We start from the raw sequence: 19,310 nt of genomic DNA on the forward strand, positions 1-19,310 counted from the left end.
GTATCTTGCGGTTGTATGGGAGGCGTTGTTCGAGCCTCGGCGACCGCAGGCACAGAAGCTATCGAATGATAGTTGACATAATGCGTATTATCAACTTGAAGGGGTCGAATCGATGTTTCGACTCCGATCGGGCCGCTTTTGTCGGAGTTAGAATAGCGCCCCTTCACATGGGAGACGACAATGTCCTGGTTCGTTTATGAAGTGCCCGAATATCACGAAGACGCCGCGCGCATCGAACCCTTCAGCGAGCTGCGTAGCCGTGTGCTGAAAGCCGGTGGCCCGGCCATGGCAGACGACCTGGAAAGCGTTCGCGAAAACGCCGCGGCGACAGCCGACACGCCGGAGCGTCCGCTGCGTACGCCGGAAAATCCGCAGGTCTTTCCGATTCCTTACGCCGACTCCATGATCCTGGTCGGGTTCATCTTCGATCTGAAACGCGAATTCCGGCAACTGGTCGTGTCGCCCGTGGAAATGCCCTGGCTGAAAGACGCGTAAAACCTGACAGACGCGTAAAGCGTTGCGTCGACGTGATCGTGCTTTCGTCACGAGCCGGCCGGGGCGCCGCGTCCGCGTGGCCCGCGCCTTGCTCGCGTACACGGTGCGCAACATCCCAGGTTGCGACCAGGAGAGCAAGATGACACATCAACAGCCACAAGCAGACAAGCAGACAGGTAAGGAGCAGCCCGCGGAGAAGCGCGACGATGGGCAGCAGACCTTCGAAACCGATATTTCCGAAACGGGCGACGACGGCACCACGGTGCGTCAGGCCGAGGTTCGCGAGGACGACCTGTCCGAAGTGAAGCCGCCGTCCGGGCCGTCGCGCTGAACGGATGGACGCGACGGCGCAGGGACGCCGCCGCGTCTTTTCCAGCGTGCCATTGCAAATTCCGCCTTCTATCGCCGTGCTCCGATCCGCGCAACGTCGGCATGTCGGACCCGGCCATCTCGACGCCGACCATGCCGGCCGCTCCGACGACGATTTCCCACAGGGCACACGCACGTATCGACGGAATGCCGCCGCCCCTCCCCTTGAAATTCACGCGCCGTATCCTATTTTAGGTATCGCTCAAGGCAGTCGCGGTTGACGCGCTGCGTGTTTCGATTTGTTAGTCAGCGACCCTGTCGCGGATGGACGAACTGGAGCGCGTGGTCCGGTTCGTTCCCTCGCAGGGAGCACCCCCAGGAGCCAGTCATGAGCGATATCTTCTTCCCCACCGATCTGCTGGCGGAATTCGACCGCCTGCAACGGCAGATGGCCAGCGCGTTCACGGGTTTTCCGACCAGTCTGCGCGCCCCGCGTCCCGGTGCATTTCCACCGGTCAATATCGGCAGCACCGACGACACGGTCGAGATCGTCGCGTTCGCGCCGGGTCTCGACCCCGCGAAGCTCGACATCTCCGTCGATCGCCGGCTGCTGACGATCAGCGGCGAGCGCACGCCGCCGGACGATGGCGCGACCGACGACGAGCGGCGCATCTACGCGAGCGAGCGCTTCATGGGCGCGTTCCGCCGCGTGGTCGAACTGCCGCAGCACGCGGACCCCGACAAGATCGACGCGCGCTATGCGAACGGCTGCCTGACGATCAGCGTCGGCAAGTCGGAAGCATCGAAGCCGCGGGCGATTACCGTCCAGTAAACAGCACGGCGTCACGAACGCATGACGGAGGACATCATGAGTGACACGAACACCACTGAACTGACCACCCGTCCGGCCGATACGCGAACGGCCGTGACGAACCGCGAGCCGGCTCGGCGCGACACGCCGCGCACGCGGATTGCGCCAGCCGTCGATATCGTCGAGGATGCGCACGGCATCACGTTGTACGCGGACCTGCCGGGCGTGCCGCGCGACAAGCTCGACGTTCGCGTGCACGACGGCCGCCTCGCCATCGACGCGGAGGCCGTCGTTCCGACGCCACCGGGATTGCGTCTGCAACACGGTGAAGTGCAGCATCCGCACTTCTCGCGCGCATTCACGCTGAGCCCGGATGTCGACGTGTCGCGAATCGACGCGCAACTGCGCGACGGCGTGCTGAAACTGCGCATCCCGCGGCGCGAAGAAGCGAAGCCGCGACGGATCCAGGTGACGGCGGGGTGAATGTATCGGCCCCCGTCAGTCGGCGACGATTTCGATCGTCGCCGACTGACGGATCGCCACGCGACACAGCTGCAGGAACCTCGGCGGGCAGCGTGTAGGTGGCATCCGTGACCACGTAGGGGTTCGGCGCCGGAGGCGCCGCCGCGGCAGCTCGCGCACGGCCTGCGCGAGCCGCGCGGCCATGCCGTCCGCCCGGGACGACAGCAGCCGGCGCAGCGTGCCGAGGCTCGGCGCATAGCCGTGGGCCGCGTAGAACGTGCCGTAGTCGTCGCCGAGGTAGTAGCCGGTCGTGCCGTTGTTGTCGAGCCCGTGATCGCCGACGCGCACCGGCAACGACACCCGCATCAGGCCGCCGTCCTCGTCCTTGCCGGTCGCGCTCCAGTTCTGCCGCACCCACGGCCGCCCGGCCACGCCGAACGACGTCGCCATGCGCACCACCGCGAGCAGCCGCCCGACCAGCACGGACAGGTTGCCGCTGTTCGGAATGCCCGACCCCGTCGGCAGGATCGACGCGAAATCGGCGGCGCCGAGCGTGACCAGCGTGGCCGAACCCGGCGGCACCGCCAGCGTGAGCGCGCTCAGCGTCTGGCCGGTGAAACGCCCGGTCGTGTCGCGCCACGCCAACGCCGTCGCATGGACGCCGCGACACGCCTGACCCCGCCGGAATCATGCAAAATGCTGCGCATCTGAGTGGCGGAGAGTGGCCGGTGGGCATCAATTTCGATTTGACGGACTTGCAGGCGTTTCGCGCGGTCGTGGAAACGGGCAGTTTCCGCAAGGCCGCCGAAGCGGTCAGCCTCTCCCAGCCCGCATTGAGCCGCCGGATCGACAAGCTCGAGGACGCGCTCGGCGTGCGGCTGTTCGAACGCACCACGCGCCGCGTCGCGCTCACCACCGTCGGCCGCGTGTTCGCGCAGAGCGCCGAACAACTGCTCGACGATCTCGACGCCGCGCTGCTCGGCATCCGCGACGTGTCGTCGAGCCGCCTGGGCCATGTGACGATCGCGTGCGTGCCGTCGGTCGCCTACTACTTCCTGCCGCCCATCATCGCCCGCTATCATCAGCGCTTTCCGCGCATCCGGGTGAAGCTGCTCGACGCCAGCGCCAACGAAGTGCTGGGCGCGGTCATCAGCGGCGAGGCGGATTTCGGCGTGAGCTTCATCGGCAGCCAGGAGGCGGAGGTCGAGTTCAAGGTGCTGCTCCAGGAACGGTTCGTCGCCGCCTGTCGCCGCGACCACCCGCTCGCGCGCAAGAAGCGCGTGACCTGGAACGAACTCTACGAGCACGATTACGTGTCGGTGGACAAGACGTCCGGCAACCGCCTGCTGCTCGACCAAGCCTTGGCGGCCGTCGCGCCGCGCAAGCCGAGCGTCTGCGAGGCGCGCCACGTCACGACGCTGCTCGGGCTGATCGAGGCCGGGCTCGGCGTCGCCGCGGTGCCGTCGATGGCGATGCCGGGGTATGACCACCCTGTCCTCACGAGCGTGCCGCTCGTCGAGCCGGCCGTGAAACGGCGCGTGGGCATCGTCAAGCGGCGCGGGCGCTCGCTGACGCCGGCTGCCGAGGCGTTTCACCGGATGATCGTCGACGCGAAGCGCGGCGGCGCCGACGGCGACGGTACATCGGCATGACGACGACGGAACGGAAACCAAGGAAGGCGGCATCGTGAGGTGGACCCGGCTGTTCAAATCGCTTTACGTGCAGGTCCTGCTCGCGATGATGCTCGGCATCGGCATCGGTCACGTGTGGCCGGCGGCGGGCGCGATGCTCAAGCCGCTCAGCGACGCATTCGTCGCGCTCGTGAAAATGACCATCGCGCCGATCGTCTTTTGCACGATCGTGTCGGGCATCACGTCGCTGTCGAACGGGCGGGCCATCGGCCGCACGATCGCGCGGGCGCTCGCGCTCTTCTATCTGTTGACGGCCGCCGCGCTCGCGTTCGGGCTCGCCGCCGCCTACGTGCTGCAACCGGGCGCCGGCATGCACGTCGACGTCCGTCATCTGGATGCGAGCATCCTCGCGCCGTATGCGAAGCATGCGGAGCCGCGCAGCCTGGTGGCGTTCGCGCTCGGCGTGATTCCGGACACGATGCTCGGCGCGTTCGCGACCGGCGAAGTGTTGCCGGTGCTGCTGCTCTCGCTGTTGTTCGGCTTCTCGCTGAATGCGCATCCGCGCGCCGCCCGGCCCGTGCTTGCGCTGATCGACGGCATCGCGCAGGTCGTCTTTCGCGTGCTCGCGATGATCATGCGGCTCGCGCCGCTCGGCGCGTTCGGCGCGATGGCGTTCACGGTGGGCCGCTTCGGCATCGGCTCGGTCGGCTCGCTCGCGAAGCTGATGGTGTGCTTCTACGTGGCCTGCGCGCTGTTCGTCGCGCTGGTGCTCGCCCCGCTCGCGCGACTGCACGGCTTCGCGCTGTGGCGGCTCCTGCGCTATCTGCGCGAAGAGTTGCTGATCGTGCTCGCGACCTCGTCCACCGAGCCGGTCCTGCCGCGCCTGATCGTCAAGCTGGAAGCGCTCGGCTGCGACAAGGGCGTCGTGGGGCTGGTACTGCCGGCCGGTTATTCGTTCAATCTGGACGGCACCGCGATTTATCTGACGCTCGCGGCGTTGTTCATCGCGCAGGCCTGCGACGTCCCGCTTTCCGCGCCGCAGGTCGCGACGATGCTCGCGATCATGCTGGTCACGTCCAAGGGCGCGGCCGGCGTGTCCGGCAGCGGGCTCGTCGCGCTGGTCGCGACGCTCGCGGTGATGCCCGACCTGCCCATCGCCGGGGTTGCGCTGCTGGTCGGCATCGATCGCTTCATGTCCGAAGCGCGCGCGCTGACCAGCGTGATCAGCAACACGTGCGCGGTGATTTTCGTGTCGATGTGGGAAGGTGCGTGCGACCGGACGCGTCTGGTGCAGCGGCTCGCGGCGGCCGGGCCGGCGTTGCCGGACGCGGCCGATGAAGACAGCGCCGCGGCGGACGGCGGCGGCGCTCGCGACGGGAAGACGATCTGATGCGCGCCCTCCCGTCGATCGGGCTCAGTGCGCGGAAACGGAATCCAGGCCGGTCGCTTTCACGTCGGCCTGCACGCCGGGCGACGCGAGATAGTCGAGCAACGCCTTCGCTTCCTTCGGATGCTGCGCGCCGACCGGGATGCCGGCGGCGAAGCGCGTGACGGACTGCAGCGATTCGGGAATCTTGCCGACGAAGGCCGCGCCCTTGACGGGCAGCAGCTCACTGACCTGCTGGAAGCCGATTTCGTAGTCGCCGTTCGCGACGACCGACGCCACTGGAATCCGCGGAATCATCTTCGCCTTCGACTTCACCTGCTCCTCGATGCCGAGCTTCTTGAACAGCTCGCGCTCGATATACACGCCGCTCGCGCTGTCCGAATAGGCGATCGACTTCGCGTGCAGCAGCACCTGCTTGAGCCCTTCGGGGGTGCTGATGTCGGGCTTGGCCGCGCCGTCGCGCACGACCATGCCGATGCGCGAGTCGGCCAGATCGACGCGGGAGTCGGGGATGACCTTGCCCTGCTTGATCAGATCGTCCAGCGCGTAGCCGACCATGATCACGGCGTCGGCGGGCTCGCCGCGCGCGAGCCGGTTCGGAATCGCTTCGGGCGACTTGCCCATTGACGGGCCGAGCGCGGTCGCGAGCGTATTGCCCGTCGTGGACGCGAATCGCGGGCCGAGCACCTTGTAGGCGGCGGTGAAGCCGCCCGAACTCATCACGTGCAATTCGGCGGCCTGGACGTTGGCCGCCACCGCCGCGGTGGCAACGAGCGCGGTCGCGCAGCATTTCAGGAACAGGTTTCTCATGGTCGGGGTCGTGCGGATGCGTGGGTGGGGATGAACGTTGCGGATGGGCCGGACATCAATGCGCGGGCGTCAACGTCGCCGTGCGGTGACGATAGAGCGCGAACGTCGCGAGCAGCGCGCACACGGCGGCGAAGCTCATCCAGTAACCCGGTGCGGCCTTGTCGCCCGTCGCGTGAATGAGCGCGGTCGAGATGGCCGGCGTGAAACCGCCGAACACGGCCGTCGCGAGGCTGTACGCGAGCGAGAAGCCCGCGACGCGCACCTGCACCGGCATCACTTCGGTGAGCGCGACGACCATCGCACCGTTGTAGATCCCGTACATGAACGACAGCCAGAGCAGGACGAGCAGCATGTTGGCGAACGACGGCGCGTGAGCGAGGAACGACAGCGCCGGATAGGCGGTCACCACGGTGAGCATCGTCATGCCGACCAGCAGCGGCCGACGGCCGATCCGGTCGGACAGCGCCCCGCCGATCGGCAGCCACACGAAGTTCGACACGCCGACGCAGAGCGTCACGAGCAGGCTGTCGGCGGTGCTCAGGTGCAGCACGGTCTTGCCGAAGGTCGGCGCGTAGACGGTGATCAGGTAGAAGCTCGTAGTGGTCATCGCGACCAGCATCATGCCGGCGATCACGACGCCCCAGTTCTGCACCAGCGTAGCGAACACTTCCTTCATGCCCGGACGATGCTGGCGGGCCTTGAACTCCTGGGTTTCCTGCAGGTTGCGGCGCAGCAGGAAGATGAACGGCACGATCATGCAGCCGACGAAGAACGGCACGCGCCATCCCCAGGCGGCGATCTGCGACGTGCTCAGCCACTGATTGAGCGCAAAGCCGAGGGCCGCCGCGATGACGATCGCCACCTGCTGGCTGGCCGATTGCCAGCTCGTGAAGAAGCCCTTGCGGCCGGGCGTCGCCAGCTCGGCGAGATAGACCGACACGCCGCCCAGTTCGGCGCCCGCGGAGAAACCCTGCAGCAGGCGGCCGATCAACACGAGCACGGGCGCGAGCAGCCCGATCGTCGCGTAGCCGGGGACGAACGCGATCAGGATGGTGCCGCTCGCCATGATCGACAGCGTGACGATCAGGCCCTTGCGGCGGCCGACCTCGTCGATGTACGCGCCCAGCACGATCGCGCCCAGCGGGCGCATCAGGAAGCCGGCGCCGAACACGGCGAAGGTCATCATCAACGATGCGAATTCGCTTTGCGCGGGGAAGAAGACGTTGGCGATCTGCGTGGCGTAGAAGCCGAACAGGAAGAAGTCGAACTGCTCGAGAAAATTGCCGGCCGTGACGCGAAAGATCGCGGCGGCCTTCGAGCGTTCGGCCGGAAGGCTGGACGAGGGGTGCATCTGGGTGTCTCCTGAAAATCCTGGAATACGCGGGAGGGGCTGGTCGATTGTCGTTTTCCGGCATGTTGGCGCGGGATCGATCAAACGATAAGTGCGATTTTTGGAAGGATTGATGCAGTCCGGTTATCAATCGACGTGATCTGCGTGGGGCCGGGCCGCGCTCGGGCCGTCCCGCCGCATGGCCGCACACGTTTGCGTCGTCGCGTCGGGCCGCGGTCGTCGATGGGCTGTCGACGGGCGGCCTCGATTTTTCATTAACCGTGCCGTTAACCAGAATTGGACCCGCGCCGGCGCACGTGCAGCCGGCGTCTCAAAACGAGCGCGAGCATGCCCGCATTCACTTCGATCGAGAAAATCGCCGACTGGGCCGGACGCCACCCGTTCGTCGTCGGCGCGTTGGGCACGCTGATGTCGCTTGCGGCGCTCGCGATCAGCGCGGTGACGCTGTGGGTCGCGCGCAGCGGAATCATCGAGCATGCGCACGAGACGTCGCGCAACGTCGTCGCCGTGCTCGCGAGCCAGATATCGAGGACGGTCGACACGTCGAACACCGCGCTGCTCGCGCTGGCGGCCGATCTCGGCAAGCCGGCCGTGCAGCGCATGGACGCCGGGCTGCGGCACGATCTGCTGTTCGAGCGCACCGCGGCGCAATACATGACCGGCATGGGCGTGACCGACAGGCAAGGCCGGCTGATCGACGGGTGTTGCGGCACGGTCCACCGCTGGGACTTCAGCGATCGCGACTACTTCAAGGTCCATCGCGATGCGGACGACGTCGGGCTCTACGTGTCCCAGCCCTATCGCGCCCGCTCGCGCGGCGGCAAGGAGTCCATCGCGCTGTCGCGGCGCGTCGAGCGGCCGGATCATACGTTCGACGGAATCGCGGTCGTCGCCGTCGATCTCGCTTACTTCGAGCAGTTGCTGTCCCGTCTGGACGTCGGGCCGAACGGGGTCAGCGCGATCGTACGCGCGGACGGCACGATCCTCGCGAGAAACCCGTCGTTGAACGACGGCCAGATGAAACGCCTGCGTCGCTCGACATCCTTCAAGCGGATGGTGAACAGCGAATCGGGCTTCTATCCCGCGCGTTCGAGCATCGACGGCACCGTGCGGCTCTATACCTACCAGCGGATACCGGGCACCCCGCTGATCGCGGTCGTCGCGCCGGCCGAAGACGACGTGCTGGCCGGCATCCGGCGCCTGTCGTGGGCGGTCGGCGTGTCGGCATCCGTGATCTGCGCATTGTTCTGCGCGGTGGTCTGGCTGCTGGCCTTCGCGTTGCGCGACAACTTCCACAAGCAGACGCTGCTGACCGATCTCACGCGTACCGATCCGTTGACCGGCTTGCGCAACCGTCGCGCGCTCGATACCGCGCTGGCCGATGAATGGGAGCGGCTGCAGCGCGGCAGCGGCGGCACCCTGTCGGTGCTGTTCATCGACGCCGATCACTTCAAGCAGTACAACGACCGGCACGGGCACGCGCAGGGCGACACCGCGCTGCGCTTTCTCGCCGAATGCATCCGCGCGCATACGCGGCGGCGCGGCGACCTCGCCGCGCGCTACGGCGGCGAGGAATTTGTCGCGGTCTTGCCCGATACGGATGAAAACGGCGCCGCACAGGTTGCCGAAGCGATTCGCCGCGAAGTCGAACGCAACCGGCTCGACGGGTTTGCGGAAACCGTGCCGGCTTTCACGGTCAGCATCGGCTGCGCGACCGGCCGGCGCACGCGGCATGCGTCCATGCTCGCGCTGTCGCACCAGGCGGACATGGCGCTCTACCGCGCAAAGCGCGAAGGCAGGAACCGCGTGTGTTGCGCGCAGACGGACCCGGTGTGAAAGCGCCGGTTCGACCGGGACCGACGGCAGCACGCGCGGCGCCGGTTCCGACGGCATCCCGCTCGGAACGTCGCGGCCACGCGCGTGCGCTGCCGCGACCGCGGCCGTTTCACTGCCCGGGTTCGATATACGCCGCCAGTTCTTCCGGCTCGCCCGACGGAAACGCGTCCTTCAGGTGATCGAGAAACGCGGACACGCGCGCGCTCAATAATCGCCTGGACGGATACAGCGCCCACAGCGCGATATCGGAACCCGGCACGTCGCCCCAACTGACGAGCGTGCCGGCGTCCAGGTCGCGGCCCACGAGCGATATCGGCAGGCACGCGGCGCCCAGGCCGAGACGGACCGTATCGCGCACCATGCTCAGCGACGACAGCCGCGCCACCGGTTCGACCGGGATGCGCGCGGCCCCGGCCGGCCCGGCGACCTCCCATGCAGTGCGCGTGTCGTTCGCGCCGCGCACCACGGCCGGTGCCGGCGTGGGCGCGTCGCCGCCGGGCCGCGCCAGCGCGGGCTTCGCGACGACGACCAGCCGGTCGCGCAGGATCACGCGCCCGATCAGGCTTTCGTCGGGGTCCGGGTTCACGCGGATCACGAGGTCGTACCCTTCCTCGATCATGTCGACGGGCCGGTCTTCGGTCGTTACCTCCAGCCGAACGTCCGGGTATTTCAGCGCGAACGTCGCCACCAGCTTCCCCATCGCGAACTGGGAAAACAGCATCGGCGCGCTGATGCGCAACCGGCCGCGCGGCCGCTCGCTCCCCGCTGCGATCGCCGACGCGCTGTCGGCCAGCTCCGCGAGCAACGCGCCCGTCCGCTCGTAGAGCGCGCGCCCTTCCTGCGTGAGCTTCACGCCGCGCGAGCCGCGCTCGAACAAACGCAGCGACAGGCTGTTCTCCAGTTCCGCGACACGGCGCGACAGCGTCGCCTTCGGGCGATCGGCGACCCGTGCGGCCTCCCCGAAGCTGCCATGGCGGGCGACGAGATTGAAATCGGCGAGAGCGAGCAGGTCCATGTGTTCCACCAGTGAGACGACACGTCTATTTATCACACCTTCCGGATCGTATGTGGATCACCTAACTTACGTGTGCAGTCAATCCCATCGTTATCTCAGGAGTGAACATCATGACCATTCTCGTTACCGGCGCCACCGGCCGTATCGGCCGCCAGCTCGTCCGCCAACTTGTCGATCGTGGCGCCGACGTGCGCGTGCTGGTGCGCGATCCGGCCAAGGCCGACTTTCCCGCGGCCGTGACCGTCGCGCAGGGCGACATGCTCGACGTCGACGCGTTGCGGGCGGCCTTCTCCGGTGTACGCGCGCTATTCCTGCTCAACGGCGTGGCGGGCGACGAATTCACGCAGGCGCTGATCGCGCTGAACCTCGCCCGCGAATCGGGCATCGAGCGCGTCGTCTATCTGTCGGTCCTGCACGCCGACCGCTTCGTGAACGTGCCGCACTTCGCGGTGAAATCCGGCGCGGAGCGGATGATCGAGCAGACGGGTTTCAGCGCGACGATCCTGCGGGCCTCGTATTTCATGGACAACGATGCGATGGTCAAGGACGTGATCGTCGGGCACGGCGTGTACCCGATGCCGATCGGCGGCAAGGGCGTCGCGATGGTCGACGTGCGCGACATCGCGGAAGTCGCGGCGATCGAGTTGATCCGCCGCCACGATGCGCCGGGCAAGCTGCCGGTCGACACCCTCAACCTGGTGGGGCCCGACACGCTGACCGGCCCGCAACTGGCGTCGATCTGGTCGGACACGCTCGGGCGCCCGGTTGCCTATGGCGGCGACGATCCCACGCCGTTCGAAGACAATTTCGCGAAATTCATGCCGAAATGGATGGCATACGAAATGCGGCTGATGGCCGAGCGCTACGTCAGCGACGGGATGGTGCCGGAGGCCGGCGACGTCGAACGGCTGACCGCGATCCTCGGCCGCCCGCTGCGGACGTATCGCGACTTCGTGGCCGCGCTCGTGCGTTGAGGGCGATGCCGAGCGTTCGTGCATCGGGCGGCAGAGCAGGCAGTCGCCAAGCGGTTGCACCGGCCGCACGCGCGGCCGGTTCGTCCATCCGGTCACCCGGCCGTCGCCGGCGACGCGGCCACGGGGTGGCATCGCCGCGTGCGCGGCGGATTTCGCGGCATCCCGACATCTGGCAGCGAAGCGGCGGCGTCAATATAATCGCCTGTTCGTGCCGCGCGGCACGCCGCACAATCCGGTCGCCGACGACGAATGCTGGATCGTGCTGATCGAGCCCGTGCAGACCCGGCATACCGGCGACGTCCAGTCGCCGCTGACGCGCACGATCGACGAGCAACTGGGCCGGGCGCGCTGAATTCGCCGGGCGCGGCGGCGGCCGACGGCTACAACATCGCCTGACTGACCAGCCCGTACAGTCCGACTATCGGGTCGGCCGCGCCCTCGTGTGCCGCGGCCGGCGCGTTGCGAACCATCTTCGAACAGGTATCCACCTGCTTCAGTCCCTGTTCGCTCAACCAGTCCGGCAAACTGCTCCCGTCGGGCACATCGATACGCACGAATTCGCCGTCGCGTTTCGTCAGCCAATAGCCGATCAGCGCCTTCGCGCGCGCATCGTCGCTCGAACGCGGCGCGACCACCGGACCGACCACGTAACCGCGACCGAAGCGCCGCAGCACCGAAAACCCGACGATCTCGCCGTCGCGTTCGAGCACGACGCTTTCTCCCCGCGCCTGCAACGCGGACAACAGCGCTTCGCGCTCGAGGCCGGACGCACGCGCGTCGAGTTCGACCAGACGTGGCCAGTCGGTCGGCGAACCCGCACGCAGACGCTCGCCGTCGGGCACCGCGACGGCGGCGGGCCGATCCACGTTCCCCTGATATTGGCCCAGCGAGCCGCACACGGTGAACCCCAGTTTCTCGTAGAGCGGCCGACCGGCCGGCGTCGCGTGCAGGAACGTGATGCGCGGCCCCAGTTCGTCGAGGAGCGTCTCCATCAGCTTGCGGCCGATTCCGCGGCCCTGATGCGCGTCGGAGACGATCACATGCCCGATCGCCGCGCGATCCCCACCGTACTTCCAGCACATCGCCGTGCCGATGACGACGCCGTTTTCCTCGGCCGCGAATGCGGTCGACGTTTCCGCGGAAAACTGCCAGTCTTCCGCCCGGAACGGCCAGCGAAGCGCCGTGGAAAGCGCATGGGCGGCGGGGACGTCCGCCGCGGTGAATCCGCGGTAGTGAAGCGCCGACGTCGCGCCGGCCTCGTTCATTTCGTGTTCCTGTTGCATCAAGCAGTCCTTCCAAACGGTGTTGTTTTGCAATGCGGCACGCAAGAAAAATGCGGCGTGCTCATATCGAAGGGACGGCAAATCGACGTTTGCGTCCCGATGTTCGAGATGCCCGGATCTCGCCGATTGGCGCGTGCGCCCGACGACCGGACGTCGACCGGTTTCCACGCCGCCCGACGCATCACGGCGATCGCGCGAAGTAATGCTGCGCCAGCGCGACCCAATAGCGGACGCCGGCCGGAATGATCTCGTCGTTGAAGTCGTATTTCGGGTGATGCAGCGCCGGTGCGCTCGCGCCGTCCTGCGCATTGCCGATCAACACGTACGCGCCCGGCCGTTCCTCCAGCATGAAGCCGAAATCTTCGGAGGTCATGTTCGGCGGCACGTCGCGATCGACGCGCGCGTCGCCGAACGTGTCGCGAATCACCGCTTCGCACAGCGCCGTCTCGGCCGGCGTGTTGACCGTCGCCGGGTAGTACTGGAAAAACTCCACGTCGACCTGCGCGCCATAGGCTCCCGCGAGCCCTTCGCACGCGAGCCGCACGTCGCGCTGCAGCTTCTGCTGCAAGGCCGACGACAGCGTGCGGATCGTGCCGCGCAGCTCGGCGGTGTCGGGAATCACGTTGTCCGTCGTGCCCGCATGGAACATGCAGACGGAAATGACCGCCGGGTCGACGGGATCCTTGTGCCGCGCGGCGATGGTCTGGCACTGCAGCACCATCGAGCATGCGAGCGGCACCGGATCGATGCCCAGATGCGGCTGCGCCGCGTGCGCGCCCTTGCCCGTCACCGTGATCCTGAAGCGCGAGCCGGCGGCCATGATCGCGCCGGTGCGCAACCCGAAATGCCCGGCCGGCAGACCAGGCCAGTTGTGCATGCCGAACACCGCTTCCGTCGGGTATTGCTCGAACAGCCCGTCGTCGATCATCCGGCGCGCGCCCGCGCCGCCCTCTTCGCCCGGCTGAAACACGAAATGAACGGTGCCGGGCAACTGCGGCAGTTCCTTCAGCACGCGTGCGGCGCCGAGCAACATCACGGTATGGCCGTCATGGCCGCACGCGTGCATGATCCCGTGCGTGCACGACGCGTGAGCGAAGTCGTTGGCTTCGTGGATCGGCAGCGCATCCAGATCGGCGCGCAACACGATGCCGCGGCGCGGATCCGCACCGGGCAGGCTCGCGACGACGCCCGTGCCGCCGAGCCCGCGCGACACCGCATAGCCGAGCGCCTCGAGCTCGCGGGCGACGACGTCGGCCGTCCGGTGTTCTTCGAATCGCAACTCGGGATGCGCATGCAGGTCGCGGCGCAGCTTCGCCCAGTGCGCGTGATGCGCATGCAGCGACGAGTCGGGGATGACGGGATTGTCCAATTTCGGCACCTTCGGAATGTAGCGGGCTTCCAACTGTACTGCCGGCGCGAATCGCGCGCCGTGGCTGCGTCAGTCGTAATAGCCGACGATCGACTTGGTTTCCATGTATTCCTCCATCCCTTCGATCCCGTACTCGCGGCCGTTGCCCGACTGCTTGTATCCGCCGAACGGCGCCTGAGGGTCCCATGCCGGGTAGTTCAAGTGCACTTGGCCGGCGCGGATACGCGCGGCCACCGCGCGTGCACGCTCCTTGTCGGGACCCTGCACGTGCGCGCCGAGCCCGTAGACCGTATCGTTCGCGATCGCGACCGCTTCGTCCACGGTGTCGTAAGGCAGGATCGCGAGCACCGGGCCGAAGATCTCCTGCTGCGCGATCGCCATGTCGGTGCGCACCTCGGAGAAAATCGTCGGCCGCGCATAAAAGCCGCGGTCGAGCCCCGCGGGCCGGCCGGGGCCGCCTGCGATCAGCTTCGCGCGTTCGTCGATGCCTACGTCGATCATCTGCGCAACGCGCCCGAACTGCGCGCGATTGGCGAGCGGCCCGTGCGTCGTGGCTTCGTCGAACGGATCGCCGACCACGAGCGTTTGCGCGGTCGCGACGGCCAGCGCCTCGACGTCACCGAGCACGGCGCGCGGCACGATCATGCGGGTCGGCGCGCTGCACGACTGCCCCATGTTGCGGAACGCGGCGGCCACGCCGGGCGGGATCGCACGCGACAGGTCCGCATCCGGCAACACGATATTCGGCGACTTGCCGCCCAGTTCCTGCGCGACGCGCTTGACGGTCGCCGCCGCCGCCTGCGCGACGAGCACGCCGGCGCGCGTCGAGCCGGTGATCGACACCATGTCGACCTCCGGATGCGACGACAGCGCGGCGCCCACCGTTTCGCCGCTACCGCTCACGAGGTTGAATACGCCGGCGGGCACGCCCGCCTCGGCAACCACTTCCGCGAACAGTAGCGCGCTGAGCGGCGACAGCTCGCTCGGCTTCAGCACCACCGTGCAGCCGGCCGCGAGCGCCGGCCCGACCTTCGCGGTGATCTGGTAGATCGGCCAGTTCCACGGGGTGATCAGCGCACATACGCCGATCGGCTCGCGCGCGACCGCGGTCGTGCCGCGCCGTTCGACGAACGGGTAGCGCGCGAGGTTGTCGCGTGCGACGCGGATATGTTCGGCCGCGAGCGGCACGTGCGCGCCGCGCGCATAGCCGATCGGCGCGCCCATCTCCAGCGCGAGCGCAGTGGCGAACAACTCGGCGCGCGCCAGCATCAGCGCATGGATGCGGTCGAGCAACGCCGCGCGTTCCTGCGGTGAAGTCGCGGACCAGCGTTCGAACGCACGGCGCGCGGCCTGCACCGCGCGATCGGCGTCGCGCGCGCTGCCGAGCGGGATCTCGCCCAGCGTGCCCTCCGTGGACGGGCTGATGACGGCAAACCGATCGCCGCCTTCGGGCATGACCCAGTCGCCGTCGATGAAGAAGCGATCCAGCCGGCCGGCTTGCATCAGGTGAACAACAGGGGAATTCATTGAAGAGTGTCCTTGAGTCGATACCAGGCGCCGACGAACGGCAGAAACCACGGTTTGCCGAAGTGGCCCGGAATCGCGGGCCAGTCGAAACCTTTCCACGGGTTCAGATCGGCGCGTCCGTCCATGATCTCGGCCATCAACGTGCCCATCAGCGTGGCCATGTGCGTGCCGTGGCCGCTATAGCCCATCGAGTAGTAAACGCCGTCGCGCTCGCCCGCGCGCGGCAGCCGGTTGGCCGTCATGTCGACCATCCCGCCCCAGCAGTAGTCGATGCGTACGTCGGCCAGCTCGGGAAACACGGCGGCCATCTGCTGCCGCAGGATCGCCCCGCTCTTTTCGTCGGAGCGCGGATTCGACGCGGCAAAACGCGCGCGCCCGCCGAACAGCATCCGGTTGTCGGGCGTGACGCGAAAGAAATTCACGAAGTTCTTCGTGTCGGTGGCCATCCGGCGCGTCGGCAGCAAGCGGTCGAGCAGGTCGTTCTGCAATGGCTCCGTGACGATGATGAACGCGCCGACCGGCACGATCCGGCGGCGAACCCAGCCGAACGGCCCCACCTGCGAAATGCCGCTCGCGAGCAGCACCTGGCGCGCGCGGATCTCGCCGAGCGGCGTACGCACCGCGTACGCGCCGCCCGCTTGCCTATGCAGGCCGAGCACCGGCGCATGCTCGAGAATATGCGCGCCGCGGGCTTGCGCGGCGCGCGCGAGGCCGCGCACGTAACGGCCGACGTGCATCCCGGCGCTCTTGCCGAACAGCAGCCCGCCGTGATAACGATCCGAGCCGATCTCGTCGCGCAGCTCCGCCTTCGTGACCACGCGCGTGTCGGGGTCCACGCTCGCCGCGAGCAGCGCCTGACTGCGCACGAGCTTGTTGTAATGCTCGGGCTTCGCCGCGAGCTTCAGCTTGCCGCGGCGGACGAAATCGCAATCGATCGACTCCTCCCTGACCAGCCGCTCGACCGTGTCGACGCCCGCGTCGAACGCGAGATAGAGCCGGTTGGCCAGTTCCGTGCCGAGGCGCTGCGACAGCGACGCGTAATCCTGCGCGAAGCCGTTGTTGCACATGCCGCCGTTGCGTCCCGATGCCGCCTGCCCGACGGTGCCCGCCTCGCAGACGATCACGCGCGCGCCTTTCTTGGCCAGCGCCAGCGCGGCGGCCGAACCGGTGATCCCGCCGCCGACCACCACCACGTCGCAATTTCCGTCATGCAACGCCGGCGAGCTGCTCACGAATGGCTCCGACGTATCGAGCCAGTAGGAACTGAAACGCATCAGGCACTCCTAAGCTGTCCATCGCACCGCACCGCACTGCGCTGCCAGGCTGCCGAACGTCCGCCGCGCCGACCGGTCGCTTGCCCGCGATCCGGATCGAAGCACGTCGTCCGCAGGCCGCCCCCCCGCATCGGCGCGACGCGCCCTGCATCAGAAATCCGCGACCTTGCCCCAGGCGGACTCGCTGAACCGGCCGGGCCGGTACGGCGTCGGGTCCACGAACGGCTCCGCACCGGACGCGAGATCGGCGATCAGGTGCCCGGCGCCCGGGCCGATCCCGAAGCCGTGCCCCGAAAACCCCGCGGCGAGGATCAGCCCCGGCACGCCCGGCACTTCGCCGATGCCCGGCACGCCGTCCGGCGTGCTGTCGACGTATCCGGCCCACGCATGCGTGATCTTCGCCTCGCGCAATTCGGGCAACAGTTCGGATGCGCGGCGGTACGTTTCGGCGACCGTCGGCATGTCGGGCTTCGGATCGAGAATGCGCACGGCTTCCATCGGCGTCGGCGCGTCCAGGCGCCAGCGCTTCAACGTTTCATGACCGCCGCGCACGCCTTCGAGGCCGCCCGGCAGCAGATTGCGCCAGCGTTTCGCGAACATCGGCACGAATTGCGGCGCGAAGCGCAGGAACTGCGGCGTCAGGTCCACGCGCGCGCGGCCGCTGATCGCCAACGCGTAGCGTCCGTCGCAGCGGCGCGTGATGGACACGCCGGACGTGTACATCGCACCCGGCAGCGGCGTATCGACGGGCGACACGCTCAGGATCGACTGACGGATCGACGCTTGCGGAAACCGGATGCCGAGCTGGCGGCAGAACGACGACGCCCATGCGCCGCCGGCCATCACGACCGTTCGGGTCTTGATGACGCCGGCCTCGGTGACGACGCCGGCGACACGGCCGCCTTCGAGCTCGATGCCGCGCGCCGCGCAGTGCTGGTGGACACTGCCGCCCAGCTTGATCAGCGCGGCGGCCACGGCCGGCGCGGCCTTGCCTGGATCGGCCGTGCCGTCGGTCGGCGAGAACACGCCGCCCTTCCATTGCCGCCCGGTTGCCCGTCCGCGCTCGGCGGCCTGCTTGCTGTCGAGCATGTAGGTGGTCACGCCCGCGGTCTTCGCGAATTCACCCCAGCTGGCCCAGCGGGACAGCTCGGCCTCGTCGTTGCTGAGATACAGCAGCCCGCAGCGATGAAAGCCGGTGTCTTCTCCGGATTCGGCGGCGAACCGTTCCCACAGATCGATGCTCTTGCTCGCCATCGGCAACTCGCGCGCGTCGCGGTTCTGCTGGCGGCACCAGCCCCAGTTGCGGCTCGACTGTTCGGCGCCGATGCGCCCCTTCTCGACGAGCGCGACCGATATGCCGCGGCGGGCCAGGTAGTAGGCGGTGAAGACGCCGATGATGCCGCCGCCGATCACGACGACGTCGGCCGCGGCCGGCGGCGTGGACAAGGTTTCGATATGGCGCAGCGGAGGGGACATGCTCAGTCTCGTTCGGTGGAGGGTTTGACGTTCTGCATCACGTAGAACTTCGCCACGCGTTCGCTGCTTTCCCACCCGATCGACGCGCCGCGCGGCACGAACAGCGCGTCGCCGTTACCGAGCGCCTGCACGCTGCCGTCGGGCGCCGCGAACCGGACGCCGCCGTCCAGCAGGAACATGAACTCGTTCGCGCGATGCGGCCGGACGATCCGGTGATACGGCGTCGAATCCCACGTGCCCGCGCAGTACCCGGCGCCGTCGTCGGTGAACACGTTGTCGCTGCGGCATTGCGGCGCGGGGCCGAGCAGCACGTCGGCCGGCAGCGTGGCGGACGGTTTGAAGTTCGCGTCGGCGTGCAGCGCGAAGAGGCCTCGTTTCGTCGGTGTCTCGCACGCTGCCGAGCAGAACGTCAGCAGCACGGGGGATTGCGCGGCGATGCGCAGCGCGGTGCCGCGGCCGATCACGACGCCTTGCCGCGGGCCGAGCACCAGCGGCGCGGCCCCGGCCGCTTCGAGCGTCAGTTCGCCTTCGACGACGACGAAGGTTTCGATGTGCGGAAAACTCGGCACGTCCAGTTCGCCGACGAAGCCGATGCGCCCCGCGGCCATCGCGTCGGGGCCTTCCCACGCGATCTCGCGATGCGACGCGAACGGATCGCTCGCGCCGAACGCCTGCTTGCGGAACGCGGTGGAAGACGGTGCGCCGTCGGCCCGGTGCAACACGAAAACTGCGGTCATTTCTGCTCCTGTGCAGTGCGTGACGGATTCGTTCGAAAGCGGTCACGCGATATCGGAAATCGTCGTTCGCCGGCTCGCCTGCCGGACATCCTCAGCGGGGCATGTCGTCCATGCACGTGTTACGCCGCGTGACACGACGCATCGCGGCGTTCGCCGCGCAAGCGCGTCGATGGCGTTCGCACCGGCGCGCCGCCCGTTCTGGCGACCACGTAATCGCGCGGCGTGATCCCGAGCACGCGCCGGAAATGCCGGCACAGATGGCTCTGATCGAAGAAGCCGACGTCGGTCGCGACGACCGACGGCGCGAGACCGGCGCGCAACAGGTCCTGCGCCCGCCGTATCCGCACGAGACACAGATACCGGTGCGGCGACAGCCCGGTTTCGCTGCGAAAGCGCGCGGTGAAACGCGACACGCTCAACCCGGCCACCGCCGCGAGCGTGTCGAGGTTCAGCGGCTGCGCGAACGATGCATCGATCGTGCGCAGCACGTCGCCGATCGCCGGCGACACGGGCCGCGCGACACGCGGCGAGCCCACGAATTGCACTGTCATGTCGAGTTCTCC

At 67.9% G+C, this 19,310-nt stretch carries 19 protein-coding genes and 1 pseudogene; 9 read left to right on the forward strand and 11 right to left on the reverse strand.

Annotated elements, in window-relative coordinates; translation table 11 throughout:
* The first annotated feature begins 180 nt into the window (after positions 1 to 180).
* The 4 genes from CFB89_RS31120 to CFB89_RS31135 all read left to right on the forward strand — a co-directional run bounded on the left by CFB89_RS31120 (position 181) and on the right by CFB89_RS31135 (position 2,098).
* Positions 181 to 495, forward strand: a complete 315-nt coding sequence (locus tag CFB89_RS31120) for a hypothetical protein (protein ID WP_027806289.1) — start codon at positions 181 to 183, stop codon at positions 493 to 495.
* 139 nt (positions 496 to 634) lie between these two features.
* Positions 635 to 826, forward strand: a complete 192-nt coding sequence (locus tag CFB89_RS31125) for a hypothetical protein (RefSeq protein ID WP_089471706.1) — start codon at positions 635 to 637, stop codon at positions 824 to 826.
* 366 nt (positions 827 to 1,192) lie between these two features.
* On the forward strand, positions 1,193 to 1,636 hold the full coding sequence (locus CFB89_RS31130; RefSeq protein WP_089471303.1) for an Hsp20/alpha crystallin family protein: 444 nt from the start codon (positions 1,193 to 1,195) through the stop codon (positions 1,634 to 1,636).
* Positions 1,637 to 1,672: 36 nt separating this feature from the next.
* Complete coding sequence (locus CFB89_RS31135; protein ID WP_179233566.1) at positions 1,673 to 2,098, forward strand: Hsp20/alpha crystallin family protein; 426 nt, start codon at positions 1,673 to 1,675, stop codon at positions 2,096 to 2,098.
* 15 nt (positions 2,099 to 2,113) lie between these two features.
* On the opposite strand, the gene CFB89_RS31140 is transcribed toward CFB89_RS31135, so the two are convergent.
* Positions 2,114 to 2,722, reverse strand: a complete 609-nt coding sequence (locus CFB89_RS31140) for a hypothetical protein (protein ID WP_089471305.1) — start codon at positions 2,720 to 2,722, stop codon at positions 2,114 to 2,116.
* A gap of 83 nt (positions 2,723 to 2,805) precedes the next feature.
* On the opposite strand from CFB89_RS31140, the gene CFB89_RS31145 reads away from it, so the two are divergent.
* The gene (locus CFB89_RS31145) at positions 2,806 to 3,729 is read left to right on the forward strand and encodes a LysR family transcriptional regulator (protein WP_089471306.1); all 924 of its coding nucleotides are present in this window, start codon (positions 2,806 to 2,808) and stop codon (positions 3,727 to 3,729) included.
* A 34-nt stretch (positions 3,730 to 3,763) separates the two neighbouring features.
* On the forward strand, positions 3,764 to 5,098 hold the full coding sequence (gene dctA, locus CFB89_RS31150) for a C4-dicarboxylate transporter DctA (protein WP_089471307.1): 1,335 nt from the start codon (positions 3,764 to 3,766) through the stop codon (positions 5,096 to 5,098).
* A gap of 24 nt (positions 5,099 to 5,122) precedes the next feature.
* Here dctA and CFB89_RS31155 read toward each other — a convergent pair whose 3' ends face one another.
* On the reverse strand, positions 5,123 to 5,905 hold the full coding sequence (locus tag CFB89_RS31155) for a substrate-binding domain-containing protein (protein ID WP_089471308.1): 783 nt from the start codon (positions 5,903 to 5,905) through the stop codon (positions 5,123 to 5,125).
* 55 nt (positions 5,906 to 5,960) lie between these two features.
* Positions 5,961 to 7,256, reverse strand: a complete 1,296-nt coding sequence (locus CFB89_RS31160) for an MFS transporter (RefSeq protein ID WP_089471309.1) — start codon at positions 7,254 to 7,256, stop codon at positions 5,961 to 5,963.
* A 327-nt stretch (positions 7,257 to 7,583) separates the two neighbouring features.
* On the opposite strand from CFB89_RS31160, the gene CFB89_RS31165 reads away from it, so the two are divergent.
* A complete protein-coding gene (locus CFB89_RS31165; RefSeq protein ID WP_089471707.1) occupies positions 7,584 to 9,092 on the forward strand; it encodes a diguanylate cyclase in 1,509 nt (502 codons plus the stop codon).
* Positions 9,093 to 9,201: 109 nt separating this feature from the next.
* Here the strand turns inward: CFB89_RS31165 and CFB89_RS31170 are convergent, their stop codons facing one another.
* A complete protein-coding gene (locus CFB89_RS31170; protein WP_089471310.1) occupies positions 9,202 to 10,107 on the reverse strand; it encodes a LysR family transcriptional regulator in 906 nt (301 codons plus the stop codon).
* Positions 10,108 to 10,217: 110 nt separating this feature from the next.
* On the opposite strand from CFB89_RS31170, the gene CFB89_RS31175 reads away from it, so the two are divergent.
* Both CFB89_RS31175 and CFB89_RS31180 read left to right on the forward strand, forming a co-directional pair.
* Complete coding sequence (locus tag CFB89_RS31175; protein ID WP_089471708.1) at positions 10,218 to 11,081, forward strand: SDR family oxidoreductase; 864 nt, start codon at positions 10,218 to 10,220, stop codon at positions 11,079 to 11,081.
* 208 nt (positions 11,082 to 11,289) lie between these two features.
* Positions 11,290 to 11,433: pseudogene (locus CFB89_RS31180) on the forward strand (cupin domain-containing protein); the annotation flags it as partial.
* Positions 11,434 to 11,461: 28 nt separating this feature from the next.
* Here the strand turns inward: CFB89_RS31180 and CFB89_RS31185 are convergent.
* The 7 genes from CFB89_RS31185 to CFB89_RS31215 form a co-directional block, all read right to left on the reverse strand.
* Positions 11,462 to 12,364, reverse strand: a complete 903-nt coding sequence (locus tag CFB89_RS31185) for a GNAT family N-acetyltransferase (protein ID WP_089471709.1) — start codon at positions 12,362 to 12,364, stop codon at positions 11,462 to 11,464.
* Between the two features lie 181 nt (positions 12,365 to 12,545).
* Entirely contained in the window at positions 12,546 to 13,733 is a 1,188-nt protein-coding gene (locus CFB89_RS31190; protein WP_089471710.1) for a M20 aminoacylase family protein, read from the reverse strand.
* Positions 13,734 to 13,802: 69 nt separating this feature from the next.
* Entirely contained in the window at positions 13,803 to 15,260 is a 1,458-nt protein-coding gene (locus CFB89_RS31195) for an aldehyde dehydrogenase family protein (RefSeq protein ID WP_089471311.1), read from the reverse strand.
* Positions 15,257 to 16,534 (reverse strand): FAD-binding oxidoreductase, encoded by a 1,278-nt coding sequence (locus CFB89_RS31200; protein WP_089471312.1) that lies wholly within the window; start codon positions 16,532 to 16,534, stop codon positions 15,257 to 15,259. Before CFB89_RS31200 ends, CFB89_RS31195 begins: the two co-directional genes overlap by 4 nt.
* Positions 16,535 to 16,684: 150 nt before the next feature.
* Positions 16,685 to 18,010 carry an FAD-binding oxidoreductase gene (locus tag CFB89_RS31205; RefSeq protein ID WP_089471313.1) on the reverse strand — a complete coding sequence of 442 codons (1,326 nt, stop codon included), beginning with the start codon at positions 18,008 to 18,010 and terminating at the stop codon, positions 16,685 to 16,687.
* A gap of 2 nt (positions 18,011 to 18,012) precedes the next feature.
* A complete protein-coding gene (locus tag CFB89_RS31210) occupies positions 18,013 to 18,747 on the reverse strand; it encodes a cupin domain-containing protein (protein ID WP_089471314.1) in 735 nt (244 codons plus the stop codon).
* 119 nt (positions 18,748 to 18,866) lie between these two features.
* Positions 18,867 to 19,298 (reverse strand): helix-turn-helix domain-containing protein, encoded by a 432-nt coding sequence (locus CFB89_RS31215; RefSeq protein ID WP_089471315.1) that lies wholly within the window; start codon positions 19,296 to 19,298, stop codon positions 18,867 to 18,869.
* Positions 19,299 to 19,310: the final 12 nt, after the last annotated feature.

Origin of the sequence: Burkholderia sp. AU16741 (assembly GCF_002223345.1) — a bacterium.
GTDB lineage: Bacteria > Pseudomonadota > Gammaproteobacteria > Burkholderiales > Burkholderiaceae > Burkholderia > Burkholderia sola.

Excerpts from the sequence above, each read along its gene's own strand:
- CFB89_RS31120 (WP_027806289.1), top strand. The coding sequence starts at position 181 with ATGTCCTGGTTCGTTTATGAAGTGCCCGAATATCACGAAGACGCCGCG.
- CFB89_RS31125 (WP_089471706.1), top strand. The coding sequence starts at position 635 with ATGACACATCAACAGCCACAAGCAGACAAGCAGACAGGTAAGGAGCAG.
- CFB89_RS31130 (WP_089471303.1), top strand. The coding sequence starts at position 1,193 with ATGAGCGATATCTTCTTCCCCACCGATCTGCTGGCGGAATTCGACCGC.
- CFB89_RS31135 (WP_179233566.1), top strand. The coding sequence starts at position 1,673 with ATGAGTGACACGAACACCACTGAACTGACCACCCGTCCGGCCGATACG.
- CFB89_RS31155 (WP_089471308.1), bottom strand. The coding sequence starts at position 5,905 with ATGAGAAACCTGTTCCTGAAATGCTGCGCGACCGCGCTCGTTGCCACC.
- CFB89_RS31160 (WP_089471309.1), bottom strand. The coding sequence starts at position 7,256 with ATGCACCCCTCGTCCAGCCTTCCGGCCGAACGCTCGAAGGCCGCCGCG.
- CFB89_RS31165 (WP_089471707.1), top strand. The coding sequence starts at position 7,584 with ATGCCCGCATTCACTTCGATCGAGAAAATCGCCGACTGGGCCGGACGC.
- CFB89_RS31170 (WP_089471310.1), bottom strand. The coding sequence starts at position 10,107 with ATGGACCTGCTCGCTCTCGCCGATTTCAATCTCGTCGCCCGCCATGGC.
- CFB89_RS31175 (WP_089471708.1), top strand. The coding sequence starts at position 10,218 with ATGACCATTCTCGTTACCGGCGCCACCGGCCGTATCGGCCGCCAGCTC.
- CFB89_RS31185 (WP_089471709.1), bottom strand. The coding sequence starts at position 12,364 with ATGCAACAGGAACACGAAATGAACGAGGCCGGCGCGACGTCGGCGCTT.
- CFB89_RS31195 (WP_089471311.1), bottom strand. The coding sequence starts at position 15,260 with ATGAATTCCCCTGTTGTTCACCTGATGCAAGCCGGCCGGCTGGATCGC.
- CFB89_RS31200 (WP_089471312.1), bottom strand. The coding sequence starts at position 16,534 with ATGCGTTTCAGTTCCTACTGGCTCGATACGTCGGAGCCATTCGTGAGC.
- CFB89_RS31205 (WP_089471313.1), bottom strand. The coding sequence starts at position 18,010 with ATGTCCCCTCCGCTGCGCCATATCGAAACCTTGTCCACGCCGCCGGCC.
- CFB89_RS31210 (WP_089471314.1), bottom strand. The coding sequence starts at position 18,747 with ATGACCGCAGTTTTCGTGTTGCACCGGGCCGACGGCGCACCGTCTTCC.
- CFB89_RS31215 (WP_089471315.1), bottom strand. The coding sequence starts at position 19,298 with ATGACAGTGCAATTCGTGGGCTCGCCGCGTGTCGCGCGGCCCGTGTCG.